Origin of the sequence: Enterocloster bolteae (assembly GCF_002234575.2) — a bacterium.
Classification (GTDB): domain Bacteria; phylum Bacillota; class Clostridia; order Lachnospirales; family Lachnospiraceae; genus Enterocloster; species Enterocloster bolteae.
This window is the reverse complement of the sequence record NZ_CP022464.2, coordinates 3,227,755-3,244,305: the sequence shown is the minus strand read 5'-3', so window position 1 is coordinate 3,244,305 and position 16,551 is coordinate 3,227,755. Positions and strand designations below refer to the sequence as shown.

16 protein-coding genes are annotated in these 16,551 nt (G+C 49.7%); 13 read left to right on the top strand and 3 right to left on the bottom strand.

Annotated features, from left to right (window positions below):
* The first annotated feature begins 6 nt into the window (after positions 1-6).
* From mgsA to CGC65_RS15220, 10 genes are all read left to right on the top strand, one after another.
* Positions 7-402, top strand: coding sequence for a methylglyoxal synthase (gene mgsA, locus CGC65_RS15265; RefSeq protein WP_002567726.1), 396 nt, complete (start codon positions 7-9; stop codon positions 400-402).
* Positions 402-1,379 (top strand): D-alanyl-D-alanine carboxypeptidase family protein, encoded by a 978-nt coding sequence (locus CGC65_RS15260; RefSeq protein ID WP_002567725.1) that lies wholly within the window; start codon positions 402-404, stop codon positions 1,377-1,379. The genes mgsA and CGC65_RS15260 overlap by 1 nt, the downstream gene beginning before the upstream one ends.
* An 89-nt stretch (positions 1,380-1,468) precedes the next feature.
* A complete protein-coding gene (locus CGC65_RS15255) occupies positions 1,469-1,888 on the top strand; it encodes a hypothetical protein (protein WP_002567724.1) in 420 nt (139 codons plus the stop codon).
* 127 nt (positions 1,889-2,015) lie between these two features.
* Positions 2,016-3,416: a biotin/lipoyl attachment domain-containing protein gene (locus CGC65_RS15250; RefSeq protein WP_002567723.1), complete on the top strand. Its 1,401-nt coding sequence runs from the start codon at positions 2,016-2,018 to the stop codon at positions 3,414-3,416.
* Between the two features lie 14 nt (positions 3,417-3,430).
* Positions 3,431-4,111: a YggS family pyridoxal phosphate-dependent enzyme gene (locus CGC65_RS15245; RefSeq protein ID WP_002567722.1), complete on the top strand. Its 681-nt coding sequence runs from the start codon at positions 3,431-3,433 to the stop codon at positions 4,109-4,111.
* Positions 4,112-4,158: 47 nt separating this feature from the next.
* Entirely contained in the window at positions 4,159-4,668 is a 510-nt protein-coding gene (locus tag CGC65_RS15240) for a cell division protein SepF (RefSeq protein ID WP_002567721.1), read from the top strand.
* 95 nt (positions 4,669-4,763) lie between these two features.
* Positions 4,764-5,858 carry a 3-dehydroquinate synthase gene (gene aroB / locus CGC65_RS15235; RefSeq protein ID WP_002567720.1) on the top strand — a complete coding sequence of 365 codons (1,095 nt, stop codon included), beginning with the start codon at positions 4,764-4,766 and terminating at the stop codon, positions 5,856-5,858.
* Positions 5,858-6,367 carry a signal peptidase II gene (gene lspA / locus CGC65_RS15230; protein ID WP_002567719.1) on the top strand — a complete coding sequence of 170 codons (510 nt, stop codon included), beginning with the start codon at positions 5,858-5,860 and terminating at the stop codon, positions 6,365-6,367. Before aroB ends, lspA begins: the two co-directional genes overlap by 1 nt.
* Before the next feature lie 31 nt (positions 6,368-6,398).
* Complete coding sequence (locus tag CGC65_RS15225; protein WP_002567718.1) at positions 6,399-7,310, top strand: RluA family pseudouridine synthase; 912 nt, start codon at positions 6,399-6,401, stop codon at positions 7,308-7,310.
* 192 nt (positions 7,311-7,502) lie between these two features.
* Positions 7,503-8,141: a cytidylate kinase-like family protein gene (locus CGC65_RS15220; protein ID WP_007037172.1), complete on the top strand. Its 639-nt coding sequence runs from the start codon at positions 7,503-7,505 to the stop codon at positions 8,139-8,141.
* A gap of 97 nt (positions 8,142-8,238) precedes the next feature.
* Here CGC65_RS15220 and CGC65_RS15215 read toward each other — a convergent pair whose 3' ends face one another.
* Together CGC65_RS15215 and glmS are read right to left on the bottom strand one after the other, a co-directional pair.
* On the bottom strand, positions 8,239-8,784 hold the full coding sequence (locus CGC65_RS15215; RefSeq protein WP_002567716.1) for a hypothetical protein: 546 nt from the start codon (positions 8,782-8,784) through the stop codon (positions 8,239-8,241).
* A gap of 156 nt (positions 8,785-8,940) precedes the next feature.
* Complete coding sequence (gene glmS, locus CGC65_RS15210) at positions 8,941-10,767, bottom strand: glutamine--fructose-6-phosphate transaminase (isomerizing) (RefSeq protein ID WP_002567715.1); 1,827 nt, start codon at positions 10,765-10,767, stop codon at positions 8,941-8,943.
* Between the two features lie 554 nt (positions 10,768-11,321).
* Here glmS and CGC65_RS15205 point away from each other — a divergent pair.
* Both CGC65_RS15205 and CGC65_RS15200 read left to right on the top strand, forming a co-directional pair.
* Positions 11,322-13,217: an NlpC/P60 family protein gene (locus CGC65_RS15205; protein WP_002567714.1), complete on the top strand. Its 1,896-nt coding sequence runs from the start codon at positions 11,322-11,324 to the stop codon at positions 13,215-13,217.
* A 40-nt stretch (positions 13,218-13,257) separates the two neighbouring features.
* Complete coding sequence (locus tag CGC65_RS15200) at positions 13,258-15,198, top strand: LCP family protein (RefSeq protein WP_002567713.1); 1,941 nt, start codon at positions 13,258-13,260, stop codon at positions 15,196-15,198.
* Positions 15,199-15,344: 146 nt separating this feature from the next.
* On the opposite strand, the gene CGC65_RS15195 is transcribed toward CGC65_RS15200, so the two are convergent.
* Positions 15,345-16,070 carry a tRNA 2-thiocytidine(32) synthetase TtcA gene (locus CGC65_RS15195; protein WP_002567712.1) on the bottom strand — a complete coding sequence of 242 codons (726 nt, stop codon included), beginning with the start codon at positions 16,068-16,070 and terminating at the stop codon, positions 15,345-15,347.
* A gap of 178 nt (positions 16,071-16,248) precedes the next feature.
* Here CGC65_RS15195 and CGC65_RS15190 point away from each other — a divergent pair, with 178 nt between their 5' ends.
* Positions 16,249-16,506: an HPr family phosphocarrier protein gene (locus CGC65_RS15190; protein WP_002567711.1), complete on the top strand. Its 258-nt coding sequence runs from the start codon at positions 16,249-16,251 to the stop codon at positions 16,504-16,506.
* Positions 16,507-16,551 lie beyond the last annotated feature (45 nt).

Below are 16,551 nucleotides of genomic sequence, written 5' to 3'. Positions count from 1 at the left end.
TTTAATATGACAATTGGTTTGATTGCACATGACGCAAAAAAGAAACTGATGCAGAACTTCTGCATCGCATACAGGGGAATACTCAGCAAGAACACACTGTATGCAACAGGTACCACAGGCCGCCTGATAGAAGAGGTGGCTAACCTTAATATTCACAAATATCTGGCAGGGCATCTGGGCGGAATGCAGCAGATGGCTGCTCAGATTGAGCACAATGAGATGGATCTGGTCATCTTTTTACGTGACCCGCAGAATCCCAAATCACATGAGCCGGATGTAAACGATGTGGTCCGCCTGTGTGATATCTACAACATTCCCCTTGCCACCAATCTGGCATCTGCCGAACTGCTTATCAAGGCGCTTGACAGGGGCGATATGGAATGGCGAGAGGTAGTCAGGTAATGAAGGCAGTGCGGACGCGCAGCTTTCTGTGTGCGCTTCTTCTGGGGGCTGTCGCCCTTTCCACCACGGGCTGTCTTTCAGGCATTAAGGAACCCTACAGCCTGGAAGAGCGAATCCCGGTCATGGAGGACAGCCTGTCCCGGACCGTGCGCTATGCAGACGGTTTTGCTTCGGATTTATGTGTAGTGGAGGATGAAGGCAGCTTTGACGAAAATTATGTGACATCGGAGGCAGCTGCCCTTTTTGATGTCAGCGACAGGGAAACACTCTACAGCAAGGAAGCCTTTGAACGGCTGTATCCGGCCAGTATCACCAAGGTTATGACCGCTCTGGTAGCCATTAAAAACGGCGATTTAAACGCCCGGGTAGTTGTGACGGATGATGCTGTTATCACGGAATCCGGGGCAACCCTGTGCGGCATTGAACCGGGAGATACCCTGACATTGGAACAGCTTTTATACGGGCTTATGCTTCCTTCGGGCAATGACGCAGGCGCTGCAATCGCAGTGCACATTGCGGGCAGCATTGACAAGTTCGCGGATATGATGAACCAGGAGGCTGCCAGTCTGGGAGCCACCGGAACTCATTTTGTAAACCCTCACGGGCTTAACGATCCGGACCATTATACCACGGCCTATGACCTGTATCTCATTTTCAATGAGGCCCTTAAATATCCGGTATTCCGGCAGATTGTGGGTACCACATCCTATACGGCCAACTACCACGACAAGGACAGCCAGGCCGTCACCAAGACATGGAAAGGCGGAAACTGGTTCATGACAAGGGAGCGGGAGACGCCGGAAGGCCTGACCGTATTCGGGGGAAAGACAGGCACTACCAACGCAGCCGGCTATTGTCTCATCATGGCTACCAGGGACCAGAATGATAAGGAATATATATCTGTTGTACTGAAATCAGACAGCCGTCCCGGCCTATATGATAACATGACAAATATAATTTCTAAAATCGTCAAATAGTGATTGCGCTTTCTATGAATTTATACTATAATTAGAGTAATCTTAATTGATTTTTTATACAACATATATAACTCAAGGAGGAGATTGGTATGGTTCAGATTATTGCAGGAAAAAAAGGTAAAGGCAAGACCAAACATCTGTTAGATATGGCCAATGCAGCAATCAAGGGGGCCAACGGCACTGTCGTATATCTGGATAAAAGTGCCCAGCATATGTATGAGTTAAACAACAAAATTCGTCTCATTAATGTCAATGAATTCCCACTTACAAACAGCGATGGATTTTTAGGATTTATCTGTGGTATTATCTCTCAGGATCACGATTTGGAGACTATGTACCTGGATAGCTTTTTAAAGCTGTCATGCCTGGAGGGAGCAGACATTTCTGATACATATATGACATTGAAAAATATCGGTGAAAAATACCATATAACCTTTGTGTTAAGTATTTCCATGGACGCTGCGGAGCTTCCTGAGTGTGCTAAGGGCGATGTGATTATTTCATTGTAATGATACATTTTCTGTGATAAAATACAGACAGGACTTATAGGCTGCCAACCTGCTGGGATTAAAATGCCTGGTATGGAGGGCAGCTTTTTGTGAAGTGATGTGTATTTTGTAAAAGGAGGCCGGATTTATGGCCAAAAAGAAAAACAAAAAAGTCGTACGTTACCGCAGGCCTCTCAACATCAACGTGGGAATGATTATCTTCTTTATCATTTTTATTTACCTGGTATTCAGCGTTTATACGTATCTGAAACGGGAGAAGATTCAGTTCTATGAGGTAGTGGACGGCGGAATCGTCAATAACCGAATCTACAACGGGTTGATTCTCCGTGAGGAGCAGGTGCGGACAGCAGACCGCTCCGGCTATATCAATTATTATCTGCGTGAGGGAAAACGTGCTTCTGTGGGAAGCCGTATTTATTCTCTGGACGAGACTGGGAACCTGGAGGCGCTGTTAAAAGAGAATGCCGAGGAGGGCAGTTCTCTTTCCGATGACAGCCTGTCGGACCTTAAAAAGCAGCTTACATCCTTTGTCCTGTCCTTTCAGAACCAGGATTTCGGAACCATCTATGACGCCAGAATTTCCCTGGACGCCTCAGTGATGGAATATTCCAGCTTCAGCACCCTGGACCAGTTAGACAAGCTGGCGGAACAGTCCGGGGCTGTCTTTGAACAGGTCCGATCCGATGTATCGGGAGTGGTATCTTACGGAATTGACTCCTTTGAATCCATGACAACGTCAGACGTGGAGGCAGCTTCCTTTGACCGAAGCACCTACGTCAAGACAGTACATAAATCCGGGGATTTGATTGACAGCGGCTCTCCGGCCTATAAAATTGTTACTTCGGAAAAATGGTCCATTGTATTTCCGCTGAGCGAAGAGGACGCGGCCCTTTATAATGACAAGACTGTCCTTCGGGTCGTATTCCGCGACTATTCCCTCAGCACACCGGCCGCCTATTCCACCTTTACAGGCAAGGATGGAGCTGCCTACGGGAAACTGGATTTTTCAAAATATATGGAACAGTTTATCTCAGACCGATTCGTGGATTTTGAGATAAAAGTGGATAAGGCTGACGGCCTTAAAATTCCTGTCAGCGCAGTGACGGACAAGAATTTTTACCTCATACCGCTGGAGTACATGACCCAGGGCGGCGATTCCTCGGAGGACGGTTTTTATAAGGAAGTTTATACGGAAAACGGCACATCCATTGTCTTCGTGCCCACTACGGTTTACTATTCGGACGAGGAATTTTATTACGTGGACATGGGAGAGGAAAACGGCTTCAAGGCAGGGGATTATGTGGTCAGGCCCGAATCCTCGGACCGTTACCAGATTGGGAGGACTGCTTCCCTGAAGGGTGTTTACAATATTAATAAAGGCTATACTATTTTCAAACAAATTGATATACTGGATTCCAACAGTGAATATTATACTGTGCGGAAGAACATGAAATACGGCTTGTCCGTGTACGACCACATCGTGCTGGATGCCTCCATGGTGGAGGAAGGACAGCTGCTGTACCAATAAGGGAGGAAAACAATATGATAAAAAAACAGCTGGAAGAAGTAAGAAAGCATATTGAAGATGCCTGCCGCAGGGCGGGAAGAAATCCTGAGGAAGTGACTCTCATCGCTGTCAGCAAAACAAAACCCGTTCCCATGCTTATGGAGGCTTATGATGCCGGGGCCAGGGATTTCGGTGAGAACAAGGTACAGGAAATACTGAACAAAAAACCGGAGCTTCCGGAGGATATCCGATGGCATATGATTGGTCATCTGCAGCGCAACAAAGTTCACCAGGTCATTGACAAGGCCGTGCTGATTCACTCTGTGGATTCCCTGCGCCTGGCCCAGCAGATTGAGGACGACGCGGCAAAGCTCGGACTGGATGTGGACATTCTTTTGGAGGTCAATGTGGCCCGAGAGGAGAGTAAATACGGGTTCCTTATGGAGGAAGTGGAGGATGCCATTATGCAGATTAAGGATTTCCCCCATGTGCATATTAAGGGACTTATGACAATTGCGCCTTTTGTAGATAATCCAGAAGAAAATCGTGGAATTTTTAAAAAATTATTTGAATTTGCTGTTGACATAGGTGGCAAAAACATTGATAATGTTACTATGAGTGTGCTCTCAATGGGAATGACTGGGGATTACGAGGTTGCCATTGAAGAAGGAGCGACCATGGTCAGGGTCGGTACCGGTATTTTCGGTTCACGATAAGGTGTTTCCCCCAGTAAGCACTTCATATAGAGATTGGAGAGTGTAAGATGAGTCTGTTAGGTAAGTTAATGGATACCATGAGATTAAATCCTGATGAGGAAGAGGATGATTACTACCTGGACGATGACTTTGAAGAGGAGGCCCCGCGCAAGGGACTGTTCTCAAAGAAGAATACGGAATATGATGAAGAAGAGGAGCAGGACAAGCCCCGGTTTTTAGGAAGATCCAATCCCAAAGTAGTACCTATGAGACGCAGCATGGAAGTGACGATGATTAAACCCACATCCATGGAGGATTCCAGAGACATCTGTGATTACCTTCTGGCAGGCAAGGCGGTGGTACTGAATATGGAGGGTATACATACAGAAGTGGCTCAGAGAATCATAGATTTCACCTCAGGAGCTACCTATTCCATGAACGGCAATCTGCAGAAGATATCTAATTATATCTTCATCGCAACACCTGATTCCGTGGAACTGTCCGGGGATTTCCAGGACATCCTGGCCGCAGGCAGCGCCATGGGCATGGATGTCTCAGGACTCAATATCCATTTGTAGTTGACAAGGAAAAAGAAGCCCCTGTACAGGGGACAAGTATGCGGCAGACCTGGTGTGTCTGCCGATTTGTTGTATAAAATCAGGAGGACACTGGCATGGCTGACAGGATAAATGTATGCAGGGATGGGAAGGCTATCTACGATATCGTACTGACCCAATCCTTTGACGGTTTAAAGGAGGCAGTATCCTGCCTTCCTGTTAAGGAACACAAAATTTGCATTGTGACGGATTCCAATGTGGCGCCCCTGTATCTGGAGGAGGTGCGCGCTGTTCTGGCCGGATGCTGCAAGTCTGTTTCGGTTTTTACCTTCCCGGCCGGGGAGGAACATAAACATCTGGATACGGTGCGAAACCTGTATGAGCACCTGATTCTGGAGCGTTTTGACAGAAAGGATATGCTGGCTGCCCTGGGCGGCGGCGTGGTGGGCGATTTATGCGGTTTCGCAGCCGCCACTTATCTCAGGGGAGTTGACTTTATTCAGATTCCAACCACCCTGCTTTCACAGGTGGATTCCAGCATAGGCGGCAAGACCGGCGTGGATTTTGACGCCTATAAAAACATGGTAGGCGCATTTCATATGCCCAGGCTGGTTTATGCCAACCTGCGCACCCTTTTAACCCTTCCTGAGGAACAGTTCTCCTCAGGCATGGGCGAGGTGGTGAAACACGGCCTGATTAAGAACCGGGAGTATTATCAGTGGCTGAAGGACAACCGTGAGGGCATTGCTGCCAGGAACCTGGATCTGTGCCAGGCCATGGTTTATGAGAGCTGTATGATTAAGAAGCGTGTGGTGGAAGAGGATCCCACGGAACAGGGAGAAAGAGCTCTTTTGAATTTCGGCCATACCCTGGGCCATGCGGTTGAGAAGCTGGAGAATTTCACCATGCACCACGGCCACTGCGTGGGGCTGGGCTGCATTGGGGCTGCCCGTATCTCCCAGCTCAGAGGCATGCTTACAGAGGAGGAGATGGCGGACATCAGAAATACCTTCCTTTCCTTTGGAATTCCTGACGCTGCGCCGGGTCTTGTGTGGGATCAGGTCCTTAAAACCACCCAGAGCGATAAAAAGGTTGACGCCGGCGTCATCCGTTTTGTCCTGCTTAAGGCCATTGGACAGGCGTATGTGGATACGACTGTTACGGCTGATGAGATGAGGGCTGGTTTTGATGTGATAGGAGGACAGGCATAATGACAAAACAAAAGCAATCCCTGATTGCCAGCTTCCTCATTGGTTTCGCCATCCTTGTGGGCCTGGACCAGTGGACCAAGGGACTGGTGGTACAATCCTTAAAAGGCCAGAAGCCCTTTGTCATCTGGAACGGGGTATTTGAATTCTATTATTCGGAAAACAGGGGCGCTGCCTTCGGAATGATGCAGGAAAAGCAGCTTTTCTTCTTTCTCATCGCGGTCCTTGTGCTGGGAGCCGTGGCTTACCTCATATATAAGATGCCGTCAGACGGAAAATACCGTCCCCTGGCTGTCTGCCTGATGATGATAAGCGCAGGCGCTGTGGGCAATATGATTGATCGGGTCAGTCAGGGATATGTGGTGGATTTCCTGTATTTTAAACTGATTAATTTTCCTATTTTTAATGTGGCCGACTGCTATGTAACCATCGGCGCTGCCTGCCTTGTGTTTTTAATCATGTTTTATTATAAGGACGAGGACATGGCATGTTTCTCATTGAAAAAGCAGTAGCATCATACATCAGACAGGAGGAGACACCCCTTTGAAACAGGAATTTTATCCAACGGATATGGAGGACCATGTGCGTATTGATAAATACCTTGCCGAAGCCTGCCCTGATTTAAGCCGCTCCTACATCCAGAAGCTCCTTAAATCAGGGCAGGTCCTGGTTAACGGCCAGGGCATAAAGGCAAGCTATATCGTGGTGGAAGACGACAGGATTGAGCTGGAAGTGCCGGAGGCCGTGGAGCCGGAAATCGACGCAGAGCCCATGGACCTGGATATTCTCTATGAGGACCAGGACCTTATCCTCATCAACAAGCCTAAAGGAATGGTGGTCCATCCGGCTGCCGGACATTACAGCCATACCCTTGTAAACGGCCTCATGTACCATTGCAAGGACCAGCTGTCCGGCATCAACGGCGTCATGCGGCCGGGCATCGTGCACCGGATCGACATGGATACCACCGGGGTCATCATAGCGTGTAAAAATGATATGGCCCACAGCTCCATCGCTGCCCAGCTCAAGGAACACTCCATCACCCGCAGGTACCAGGCTATTGTCCATGGCGTCATTGCAGAGGATGAGGGGACAGTGGACGCGCCCATTGGCCGCCATCCAGTGGAGCGCAAGAAAATGAGCATCAATTACCAGAACGGCAAGAATGCAGTAACCCATTACAGGGTTCTGAACCGTTTCAGGCAGTACACCCATGTGGAGTGCAGGCTGGAGACAGGCCGCACCCATCAGATTCGCGTCCACATGGCCAGTATCCGCCATCCTCTTTTGGGGGATGCTGTGTACGGGCCTGCCAGGTGTCCTATAAGCGGTCTCTGCGGACAGACACTTCATGCCGGCATCCTGGGGTTCATTCACCCCAGGACCGGAGAATATATGGAATTTTCAGCGCCCCTGCCGGATTACTTTGAGAAACTCCTTCGCACCTTAAGCTGAAACCAGGATGAAAAAGCGCAGTAAAAACATACTTTAATAGACAAGTTGTCACTTTTGTCGCAAAGCTTAATACTATTTTTTACTTTTTTGTACATTTCTATATACTTTTCTGAATTTTTGAGTTATAATACTTAATAGATAAAATATGACTTATGACCTACAGGACAGACAGTGCAGAAAGGGGAATGTAGAATGACAAATAATCTAATTATCACCATTGGCAGGCAGTGTGGCAGCGGCGGCAAGATGATCGGCGAATTACTGGCAGAAAAGATGGGTGTTAAGTGCTACGACAAGGAATTGTTATCCATGGCTGCAAAACACAGCGGACTTTGCGAGGAGCTGTTTGAGAAACACGATGAACGGCCCACCAGCAGTTTCCTCTACTCACTGGTTATGGATTCCTATTCCATGGGCTATACGGCATCGGGATATTCCGATATGCCTATTAACCATAAGATATTCCTTGCTCAGTTTGACACCATCAAAAAGCTGGCGGAAGAGGCCTCCTGCGTCATGGTTGGACGGTGTGCGGATTACGCCCTGGAGGACTACCCCAATGTGGTCAGCGTATTCATCACAGCCAACGACGATGACAAGATAAAACGCCTTCAGGACCTGTACAAGGTAGACGCGTCCAAGGCAAAGGACATCATGATTAAGACAGACAAACAGCGCGCCAGCTACTATAATTATTACTCCAACAAGAAATGGAGCGACCCGCGCAGCTATGATCTGTGTCTTAACAGCAGTGTCACAGGACCGGAGGGCGCAGTGGATGTCATCCTGAATTTTGCAAAAGTGAAGCAGACGTGGAGGAAACAGAAGTAGTTTCATCGAATTGCATGGAGATATGTCAACATAAGCATCTAAAACAGCAGATGCAGCAACGCCGGCAAAAGCCGGTATTGCTGCATCTGTTTTGATGTCAGTGTAAATCTTTACCCAAATCAATCATATCCTCAGCCATGGCCACCAATTCATCCCTGGTCACAATCTTATTGATGTCCATAAGAATGTAGCGTACGTCCCCGTCAATCCAGGCCAGGGAATTGGCTTCTGCCGTACTATAATACAAGTCTGTCTCCCCATATTTTATAACAGACGCATTGCTTGAAAGGGACTGGCCTGACGCTGGTTCTGCGGACAGGGAAACGGATTTGGAGGTATTATTGTCCTTTTTTATATATTTAAAGCTTATACCTTTCTGTTTGTTGACAGGAGCGCCATTTGAATCAAGATCAAATGATTCCGTAATATTTCCGCTGCCAAACAGATAACCGCCAGCCAGGCTTGCAGGCGCCTTTGGCCTGAATCCCACATCCTTTTGCAGGGTATCCCCGTCAGGAAGCGTGGAATATTGATTTTCTTCGGAACTTGAAACACTTACCTTCATTGACGGGGACGCAAAGCAAGGCACGGTGTTTGCCAGACAAATCCCTGTGATCAGCAGTAAAGCAATCTTTCTTTTCATGGCTCGTATCTCCTTTTATTTTTCAGATGCAGTATTCTTTGAATAACCGTTATGGTATGTATCATACCGTATAGTTCTCTAAACCACATCTAAAAATGCTGTATTCCGGATATTCATGTCAGGAATCCATTCCAGAAAAAGATGAGCTGTGAGCTGTCACTCCACCGTAACAGATTTGGCCAGGTTGCGGGGCTGATCCACATCCAGATGTTTGCCGATGGAAGCATAATAGGCAATCAGCTGCAGGGCCACTGCAATGGGAAACACGGTGAAGCGGTCTTCCAGGTCCGGTATCCGAAGTTCTATATCAGCCACTCCATCCTCCACCACAGACTGTTTCTTGGCCAGAAGGATGACGTAAGCGCCCCGGGCCTTTACCTCCCGGATATTGGAAATGGTCTTGGCAAATACATGGTCCTGAGTTGCTATTGCTATGACAGGCACATTGTCATAAATCAGGGCAATGGTTCCGTGCTTCAGTTCACCGGCGGCATATGCCTCCGCGTGGATATAGGAGATTTCCTTAAGCTTAAGGGCCCCCTCCAGGGAAAAGGCGTAATCCAGGCCTCTTCCAATAAAAAAGGTGTCTCTCTCACGAATCAGGTGGCGCACAAAGGACTGGATAAATTCAGACTGTCCAATAACGGTTTCCATAGCCGGTATGACATCCAGCAGATCCGTCATAAATTCCCGTGCCTCATCCTGGCCAAAGGCCCCGCGGACCAGAGCCATGCGGCAGCCAATCATGTAGAGGGCAGCCAGTTGCACGGAATAAGCCTTTGTACTGGCAACAGCAATCTCAGGGCCTGCATGTGTATATAATACGTAATCGCTTTCCCTGGCAATGGTGGAACCCTTTACATTGACAATGGAGAGGGTGACAGAGCCAAGACTTTTAGCCAGGTTCATGGCGGCCAGTGTGTCAATGGTCTCTCCTGACTGTGATATGACTATGACCAGGGTGCTGGAATCAATCAGCGGATCCTCGTACCGGAATTCAGATGCAATGGACACGGTGACGGGTATACGGAGCATGGGCTCCATCAGTGCTTTTGCCACCATTCCCGCATGCATGGCTGTACCGCAGGCAATAATCCGCACCTGGGAACACTCTGCGAATAAGGAGTCCGGAATACCGTCATCTCTAAAATCCGGCAGACGGTCCAACATCCTTGGAAGAATGGTATTTTTAAGGGCTTCCGGCTGTTCGTGGATTTCCTTGAGCATGAAGTGGGGGTATCCGTTCTTCATGGCCGCGTCCATGTTCCAGCTGACCTCCAGTGTTTCCGGCTCCACACGGTTAAAGTCCATATCATATACACGGACTTTGTATGGCGTCAGGCGCACAATACAGCCCTCCGGGACCACAAAATACTCCCTGGTATAAGAAATCAGGGCCGTAAGATCCGAGGCTACAAGCGCTCCTGAGTGGGTGTAGGAAGCAACAAGGGGGCTTACCTTCCTTACGGCATATATCTCACCGGGACGGTCCGCAAAAAGGATACAAAAACCATAGGAGCCTTCAAGCATACCTGTAAAGGCTGCGATAGCCTTCAGCGGATCCTGGCCGCATCCCCTGTAAGCAGAATCCAGAACAGCCGCAGCTACCTCGCTGTCAGTCTGGGAGGCAAGACGGCCTTCCAAGCCATATTCCTGCGTTAGCTGGCGGTAATTTTCGATGATTCCATTGTGAATCAGGGTTACCTGTCCGAAGCTGTGGGGATGGGCATTGGCGTCCGTTACACCTCCGTGAGTGGCCCAGCGGGTATGGCCGATTCCGCAGTGGGATATCTCGCAGGTTGATTTTACACATTCCCTAAGGGCGGCTACCTTGCCCACCTTTTTAATGCTCCTGACCTGGGAATCCTGGTTGAAGTAAGCAATACCGGCGCTGTCATATCCTCTGTATTCCAGTCCTGCGAGTCCCTTTAACAATACATCCTTGGCCTCCAAAGGGCCTGTATATCCAATTATTCCACACATAATTTGTTCTGCCTTTCTTTGTTAGTTACAGTTATTTTAACTGCAATTGTTGTTCCTGAAAAAGACAGCAAAAAACTAAGCTGTCTTATACAGGCAGTTTTCAGCATTCCATTTTTTATCCATTTTACTGATATCATACATCCGGTCACACTGGCTTTGTTTTGCAGTTACCCGCATATTTTCCAGTATGCAACACGCCCGGACAGCATGGGAGAGCACCCGCCGAATTTCTCGATTCTCTCTCCACCTCGTTAACCTTATAAACGGCAGCAGACGTTCCTGCTGTTCACGTACCCGCTAAAAGGTGCATGGCGCTTAGCTTTGCTATGTGTCTCTGTCCCTCCTGTGACAGATTGTGAATATTATAGCTCACTCTATTTTATGCGTCAACCATATTTTGGGTGAGCCGCCCTGCCGGTGCCCGGCATAATCCCTGTTTTATGCGCGATTTTAAAGATTCTTTAAGACTTTTGTTCTATTCATTCACCTGCCTGTGTGATATAATGAGGGGCGGTGCAATTATATGATTTATGAATCACAACAGGACGCACAACATGAAAAAAAGCGATTACATACAGGTGATAAAAAAATACAAACGAGAGATTCTGCAGTGTTCGGCCCTGGCCGTGACTGTAGTGTGCGCCTGCGCAATGTCCTATATGGCGGGGCGTTACAGCGGGAGACTGAATGCTCCCGCTGCCGGCCGCTCTGAGGGAGGGGCCGTAGAAACCACCTCACAATACATAGATCTGGCTCCGGGTTCGCCTTCCTTTCTCTTTCCGCCAGGTGCGGCCTGCCGGGATGCAACTCCTTCCAATGCGGACATGATGGATTCCCAGGTACTTAACCTGGCCTATCTCTATGAGGATGGGGCAGATTCCACGGATCCGGCTGACAGCTATGCGGGCCGGCTCTATGATCTGCTGGCTTTAAAGGACGCGTCGTGGATATCGGGTCTATATGACCTGTACAATTATACGCCCCAGCAGCTTGCAGCCCTGCTGGGACTTCCGGAGACAGCCGTCACTTCACCATCCGGCATCATACCGGAGTTCCGGAACATATCCGTGCACTTTGTAAACAGCGAACAACAGGAAACCGGAAGCACTTCTAACGCAAGGGAAATCATTTCTATTATCAATACCCTGCATTACTTCGGCATACTTAAAGATATGAAAACAATGGAGGACTGTGCGGACAAGCTGTGGAACGCTTCACACAAGTACTCTGTGCGCATAGGCGGAATTTATTATTGTGACGGCAGCTGCCTGGACGAAGCAGCAGACGGGCAAAGGGACGCGGAGGAATTCGGGACGGAAGCAGCTGGAGCACAAACAGCTGGTGTTGAACCAGCTGACGCAGTAATAGCTGGGTCGGAAGCAGCTGGAGCTGAAGCAGTTGGGGCAGCAGTAGCTGGGTCGGAAGCAGCTGGAGGTGAAACAGCTGGCGCAGTAGTAGCTGGGTCGCAAATAGCTGGTGCTGAAGCAGTTGAAGCAGCAGTAGCTGGGTCGGAAACAACTGGTGCTGAAGCAGTTGAAGCAGTAGCTGGCGCAGAAACCGTTGGAACAGCAGCCGCTGGGACGGAAGCAGTTGAGTCAGGAGCAGCTGGTGGAGAACCAGTTAGCTCAATGGCAGCCAGTGCAGCAGAAGCTGAGACAGCAGCCGTGGCCAGTTTTTCTGATGCGTCATCCGTCGGATCCGGGGATTCTGATACAGGTCCGGCAGACGGCTCCCAGACCTGTCCGGGCCATGTGGACTGTACGGTACTGGCCGTGGTCAAAGGCACTGCCGAGGCAGACAGTCTATTCCAGGCAGCAGATACACTGGAAGCTGTCAAGGCTTCCGGCTGGACAGGCTGGAATGCGGATACCAGAAACATGGCAGGCGCGCTGCTGGCCCAGGATTGGTCCCAGGAATATGGTCTTTATACAGTTGACTATCCGGTAAAAGGACTTTTGAATTCCCAGGAGATTGAATTATACATGAGTCTGGTTCCGGAAGACGCCAGCCGGCAGCGTAAAGATTTCGTGCGGTATGCCCTTACATCGGTAGGTAAGATTCCTTACTACTGGGGAGGCAAACCATCAGCACCTGGTTATACCGGAAATGGCTTCGGCTCACTGACTGTCCCGGATGAGGACGGCAGGCTTTTAAAGGGACTGGATTGTTCCGGCTGGATCAACTGGGTATACTGGTCGGTCACCGGAAAAGGGCTGGGGGCCCAGAGTACCGGTACACTTTTGGGCTGCGGTTCACCGGTAGCCAGGGATGAACTGCTGCCGGGAGACATCTGTATCCGGTTTAATCCCATGGCCCATGTGGTAATATTCCTGGGCTGGACAGCAGAGGGGAATATGCTCTGTATCCAGGAGACCACAGGCAATTCCAATAATGTGGAAGTGGGAACCGTGACAAGTAACTGGGAGAGTTACTTGCGTATTCTGGAATGATTTCCGCATAAGAACCAAATAGATAAAGAGGAGTATAATCATGAATAACAGAGAAAATGACGATGAGCTGGAACGCATGAGGGCACGTGCCAGAAGAGGCAGCGGCAGGCAGGAAAGCGGCAGACAGAGCAGCAGGGCATATCCGAGGCCTGTACAGCCAGCCGGTGAGCGCAGAAGTGCCAGACAATCCTATGACGGCCGCGAGGAGTATGACGAGGAGTACTATTACGGTGAGGAATACGACGCAGAAGAGGACAGGCAGATTGATTTTCCCATGGAGGACTATCTGGACGACGAACCTCCCATGCCCGCCCGCCGGCTTAGATCCTCTTATGGTTCGTCTGGTTCTGCCGAAGGACGGCGTCAGGCGCAGTCCGCGGGAAACAGAAATGCCCAGGGCAGGAAATCCCGTCAGCCGGGAAGTGCCTCCTCTAATCAGGACCGGGCCAGAACAGCACCGTCCGTTTCAAGAAATCAGGGGCGCACCGCAAAAAGGCAGCAGGATACTATGGAAAGGGGCAGGACATCTGCCGGACGGCAGCAGGGACAAATGGCAAAACGACGTAAAAAAGGCAGATGGAAGGGGATTCTTTTGCTCCTTCTGGTTGCATTCATAGGGTATGGAGCCTGGCTGTTCCTTCACAAACCTACAGGCTACTGGAATATAGCTGTTTTTGGAGTGGACAGCAGAGATGGCAATACAAAAAACGCACTGGCAGATGTTCAGATGATATGCAGCATTGACAGAGCTACAGGGGAAATCCGCCTTGTCAGCGTTTACAGGGATACATACCTGAAAATCAATTCCGAGGGAACCTATCACAAAATTAATGAAGCATACTTTAAGGGTGGACATAAGCAGGCAGTGTCAGCCCTGGAGGAAAACCTGGATATCAAGATTGATGACTATGCCACCTTTAACTGGAAGTCAGTGGCTGAGGCGATTAACATTCTAGGCGGCATAGACCTGGAAATCACGCCTGCGGAATTTAAGTATATCAACGGCTTCATTACAGAAACCGTCAATTCAACAGGTATTGGTTCCTATCAGCTGGAGCAGGCCGGGATGAACCATTTAGACGGCGTCCAGGCTGTGGCCTACAGCCGTCTGCGTCTCATGGATACGGATTTCCAGAGAACGGAGCGCCAGAGAAAGGTGGTAGAGCTTGCCCTGGCAAAAGCAAAGCAGGCTGACCTCTCAACTCTGACCTCGCTGGCAGGCTACATGGTGCAGGAAATTTCCACCAGCGTAGGAGTAGACGATGTACTGCCTCTGGCAAAGGATATCGGTAAGTATCACATCGGAGAGACTGCCGGTTTCCCATTCTCAAGGCAGACCATGAAAATCGGAAAGATGGACTGCGTGGTGCCCACCACCCTGGAAAGCAATGTAGTCCTTCTTCATCAGTTCCTGTACGGCCAGGAGACGTCCTACAGTCCATCCTCCGCTGTCCGTAAAATCAGCGCCCATATCTCGGAAGAAACAGGGCTTTATGAGGAGGGCAAGGCAGCTCCTTCCGGAGGCGGCTCCTCAGGAGGAAGTTCATCAGGAGATAAGGCGCCTGCCCAGAATGTACCGGCAGAGACACCTCCGCCCGAAACAACAGCGCCTGTGGAGACAACGCAGGAGAGTACCGGGGAGACGGAAGAGACAGAGGAGACAACCCAGGAGAGTACCGAAGAAACAGAAGAGACCGAAGAAGTGGGGCCGGGCGTATCAGGCAAACCCACAAAGGCTCCTGAAAGCACCAAACATACGGATGAGGAACAGGGACCGGGAAGCAGCGGCCCGGGCGGCAGCGGCGCCGCAGAACCTTCCGGCAGCCATCCCACAAAGGCCCCTGAGACAGAGAAGCCGGGCTCCGGTTCCTCCCCTGGCTCCGAATCTGATTCCGGCAGCAGCGGCCCGGGCCCAGGAAGCCAGGACAACGGCCCTGGCCAGGCCCAAAGCGGTACGGACGAGGGCGGCCCAGGAATCTAAAGCAGGTTCCGGTATCTGAAGCAGTACCCGGCATCTAAAGCAATACCCGGCATCTGAAGCAGCACCGGTATCTGAAGCAGTACCCGGCATCAAAGACCACCCCGGAATAGAAGCACAGGGGAAGTGCAAAAGGATGGCCTCAGGCATTATTTCAACGCCTGGGGCCATCCTTTTATGCTGCCGTCAAGGATTGCCCGGAACATACAGTCTTTTATATGAGGATTGTCCTCCTGCAGCCTGTGTATCAGCTCCTTAATATACTGCCGCTTTGTGTATCCGTCCATGGGGCATGGGTTTTTGCATACAGGAAGCTGGTATTTGTTCCGGAATCCTATGACATCTGCCTCCGTGACAAAAATCATGGGACGGATGACGGTCAGATCCATGCGGTCCAGATAGGTAAGGGGTGAGAAGGAGTGGAACCTTCCCTCATAGAACAGTGACATCATCATGGTCTCGATCACATCATCCCTGTGATGAGCATAGGCAATCTTGTTGCATCCCATCTCCTTGGCCTTTTCATTGAGAGCGCCTTTTCGCATCTTGGCACAAAGAGAACAGGGGTTGGTTTCCTTGCGGATATCAAAGAGGACCGCGCCGATTTCTGTGGAGATGATTTCATATGGAATCTCAAATTCCCGGCACATAGCTGCCACCGGTTCCAAATCCATATTGCCAAGCCCCAAATCCACCGTAATGGCGCACAGTTCATATTTTTCAGGGTAAAACCTCCTCAGATGATGAAGGGCATGGAGCAATGTCAGGCTGTCCTTTCCGCCGGACACTCCTATGGCGATACGGTCACCGTCCTGAATCAGCCCGTATGTATCAAGAGCCTGGCGTGTCAGGCTCAGAAGACGCTGTAATTTCATGTGGGTTCCAACCAATCCTTTCTGGTCTTTTCTTTCTCTGCCGTTTCAGCGCCTTCGGTATTTTATCTTTACCGGAATGCTGCACGGCTTTTTCTATTCTACCTGTCAACACACCTGGTTGTCAAGAAAAGTTAACTATGTTAAAATGGGGGGAGAATAAATTAAGGGTGATGATGAAATGATAAGTTATAAATATGTAGTATCTGACAAGCAGGGGCTTCATGCTACCAATGCTATGAGTCTGAGCAGGGCGGCCGCGGAATATGAGAGCCGTATAACCCTTAAAAGCCAAAAGGGTACAGCGGACTGTAAGAATGTCCTTGCTCTCATGAGCCTGGGCGCACACCAGGGAGAACGCCTGGAGCTTACGGTGGAAGGACCTGACGAGGGCCAGGCCTCCGGTTTCCTAAAAGGACTCATGCGCACCATTTTATAAATACGCTCTGACAGGCGGCTATGATATAATAAATCCGTTTCCTAA